The following is a 3014-nucleotide window of genomic DNA, read 5'->3' as shown; positions in this document are numbered from 1 at the left end:
CAGGCCCAGCCGGCCGCGCCTGCCGCCGCCCCGGCGCCGATCCAGGGCAAGGGGCCGGCCCTGTGGGTGATCAAGGACGCCGATTCCACCCTGTATCTGTTCGGATCGGTCCATGTGCTGCGCCCGACGACGGGCTGGGCCAGTCCGCGCGTCCAGGCCGCCTTCGACAGCGCCTCGGACATCTGGTTCGAGATCAGCAATCCCGACGATCAGGCCGCGCTCATGCCGCTGATCCAGCAGCACGGCCTGTCGCCCGACACGCCCCTGTCCAGCCGCCTGACGCCCGAGGAGAACGCCGAGCTGGACGCGGCGGCCCAGGCCCTGGGCGCCTCGGGCGCCCAGCTTCAGCCGATGCGGCCGTGGCTGGCGGCCCTGACCCTGTCGGTCGCCCCGCTGGTCAAGGCGGGCTATGATCCCAAGTCGGGCGTGGAACTTGTTCTGAAGGCGCGCGCCGAGGCGGCCGGCAAGCCGATCCACGGCTTCGAAACCATCGACAAGCAGATCGGCATTCTGGCCGGCCTGCCCGACGACGTGCAGATGGTCTTCCTGCGCGAGACGCTGAAGGACTACGAGAACGCGGCGACAAAGCTGGACGAAATGGTCTCGGCCTGGGCGAGGGGCGACGTCGATGTCCTGGGTCGGGTGATGGTCGAGGAGATGAAGGACGCCTCGCCGGCCCTGTACCAGTCCGTTCTGGTGGATCGGAACATCGACTGGGCGAACCAGATCCAGACCCTGCTGCAAGGCTCCGGCACCGCCTTCATCGCCGTGGGCGCGGGGCACCTGGCCGGCGACGACAGCGTTCAGGCCCAACTGAAGGCGCGCGGCGTTCAGGTCGAAGTGGTCGAATGAAGCATATCGCGCGCTTGAGCCGACGGCGGCGCGCAGCTAAGAGTTCGGTCGAGGGCGTGTCCACGCCGCTCTCGGCCGACCCGATGCGGGCATGATGTAGTGGTAGCCTGGCAGCTTCCCAAGCTGCTCGTGCGGGTTCGATTCCCGCTGCCCGCTCCAGTCGGTCGTCCTGTCCGGGAAATCTATTCTTTCGGGTGGATTGTTTCCTTCCTCGGCCCTTGATATCGTCGGGCGTGGTAAATCTTTCCGCACAGACCCTGATCCCGTCACCCGGAGCGCTTGCGCGTTCGGGACTGCGACTTATCGGCTGCCGCCGGGACTGACGGCTGCCCGGCGGCGGAAATCGCTGTCGTAATCCCCTTTCAGATCGCAAGACGTTCAGGAGACGCACGGTGTTGCGCGACCCCTCCATCAAATATCGCCCCTTCCCGACCGTCGATCTGCCGGATCGTCAGTGGCCCAGCCGCACCATCGACAAGGCGCCGCGCTGGCTGTCGACGGACATGCGCGACGGCAATCAGGCCCTGATCGACCCGATGAACGCCGAGAAGAAGCAGCGCTTCTTCGACCTGCTGGTGAAGATCGGCATCAAGGAGATCGAGGTCGGCTTCCCCTCGGCGGGGGCGACCGAGTTCGATTTCATCAGCGGCCTGGTGCGCGCGGGCGGCATTCCCGACGATGTGGTGGTGCAGGTGCTGACCCAGGCGCGGGCCGATCTGATCGCCCGTTCGTTCGAGAGCCTGGAGGGGGCCAGGACCGCCGTCGTGCATATGTACAACGCCCTGTCGCCCGCCTGGCGCGAGATCGTCTTCGGCATGGACCGCGCGGGCATCAAACAGATCGCCGTCGAGGGCATGTCGCGGATGCGCGAGGAGGCGGAACGCCGCCCCGACACCGACTGGCGTTTCGAATACAGCCCCGAGACCTTCTCCACCGCCGAACTGGATTACAGCCTGGAGGTCTGCGAGGCGGTTCTGGACGTGATCGAGCCGACGCCGGACAAGCCCATCATCTTCAACCTGCCGGCCACCATCGAGGCGGCGACGCCGAACATCTACGCCGATCAGGTCGAGTGGTTCTGCCGCAACATCTCGCGTCGCGACAGCGTGATCGTGTCGGTTCATCCGCATAACGACCGGGGCACGGGCGTGGCGGCGGCGGAGCTGTCGGTCATGGCCGGCGCCGACCGGGTCGAGGGCTGCCTGTTCGGCAATGGCGAGCGCACGGGCAATGTCGATCTGGTGACCCTGGCGCTGAATCTCTACACCCAAGGGGTCGATCCCGAGCTGGACTTCTCGGACATGGATGCGGTGATCCAGACGGTGGAGCATTGCAACGCCCTGCCGGTCCATCCGCGCCACCCCTATGCCGGGGAACTGGTCTTCACCGCCTTCTCGGGCAGCCATCAGGACGCGATCAAGAAGGGGTTCGCCGCCCAGGCCAGGCGCAACGACCATATCTGGAACGTGCCCTATCTGCCCATCGACCCGGCCGATCTGGGCCGGTCCTACGAGGCGGTGATCCGCGTGAACTCCCAGTCCGGAAAGGGCGGCTTCGCCTGGGTGCTGGAACAGGACAAGGGGCTGAAACTGCCCAAGCGGATGCAGGCCGATTTCAGCCCGCATGTTCAGGCCTACGCAGACCAGGTAGGCCGCGAACTGACCGCCGCCGACATCTGGGACGTTTTCCGATCCGTCTATGCGCCCCATGGCGGCCATGGTCCGTTCGCCCTGGTGGATTATGAAGAGGGGCGCTCGGCGCCGGGCAAGGAGCGCCGCTTTACGGGCCGCATCCGCCTGAACGGCGAGGAGCGGCGGATCTCGGGGCGCGGCAACGGCTTCCTGTCCAGCGTGCTGGACGCGCTGCGCGAAGACTGTGGTCTGGTGCTGGATATCGAGGACTATCACGAACACGCCATCGGCCATGGGGCTGACGCCCAGGCGGCGGCCTATGTCGAATGCCGCACGGCGGATGGACGGACCATCTTCGGCGTGGCGACCGACCCGGACGTGGCGACGGCCTCGCTGAAGGCGCTGCTGGGCGCCGCCAACCGCGCCGATGCGGCGGGGGGGCAGGCGGCGGAGAAGACGCTGAGCCTCGCGGAAAGCTAGGCGGCGTGGACAAACTGGATTCCCAAATCCTCTGATTGCTGATTCAAGGCT

At 66.7% G+C, this 3014-nt stretch carries 2 protein-coding genes and 1 tRNA gene; all 3 read left to right on the top strand.

Features of this window, described 5'->3' with window-relative positions; genetic code table 11:
• A partial coding sequence (locus RTU05_RS17610) for a TraB/GumN family protein (RefSeq protein WP_312599595.1) occupies nt 1-852 on the top strand: 852 nt, incomplete at its 5' end.
• Nucleotides 853-937: 85 nt separating this feature from the next.
• Nucleotides 938-1011 (top strand) — tRNA-Gly (locus RTU05_RS17605).
• Between the two features lie 233 nt (nt 1012-1244).
• A complete protein-coding gene (gene leuA, locus RTU05_RS17600; protein ID WP_312599594.1) occupies nt 1245-2963 on the top strand; it encodes a 2-isopropylmalate synthase in 1719 nt (572 codons plus the stop codon).
• The last annotated feature ends 51 nt before the right edge of the window (nt 2964-3014 follow it).

The sequence above is a fragment of the Brevundimonas sp. genome (genome assembly GCF_032017145.1).
In the GTDB taxonomy this organism is placed as follows: Bacteria; Pseudomonadota; Alphaproteobacteria; order Caulobacterales; family Caulobacteraceae; genus Brevundimonas.
This window is presented reverse-complemented; position numbering and strand designations above follow the sequence as displayed.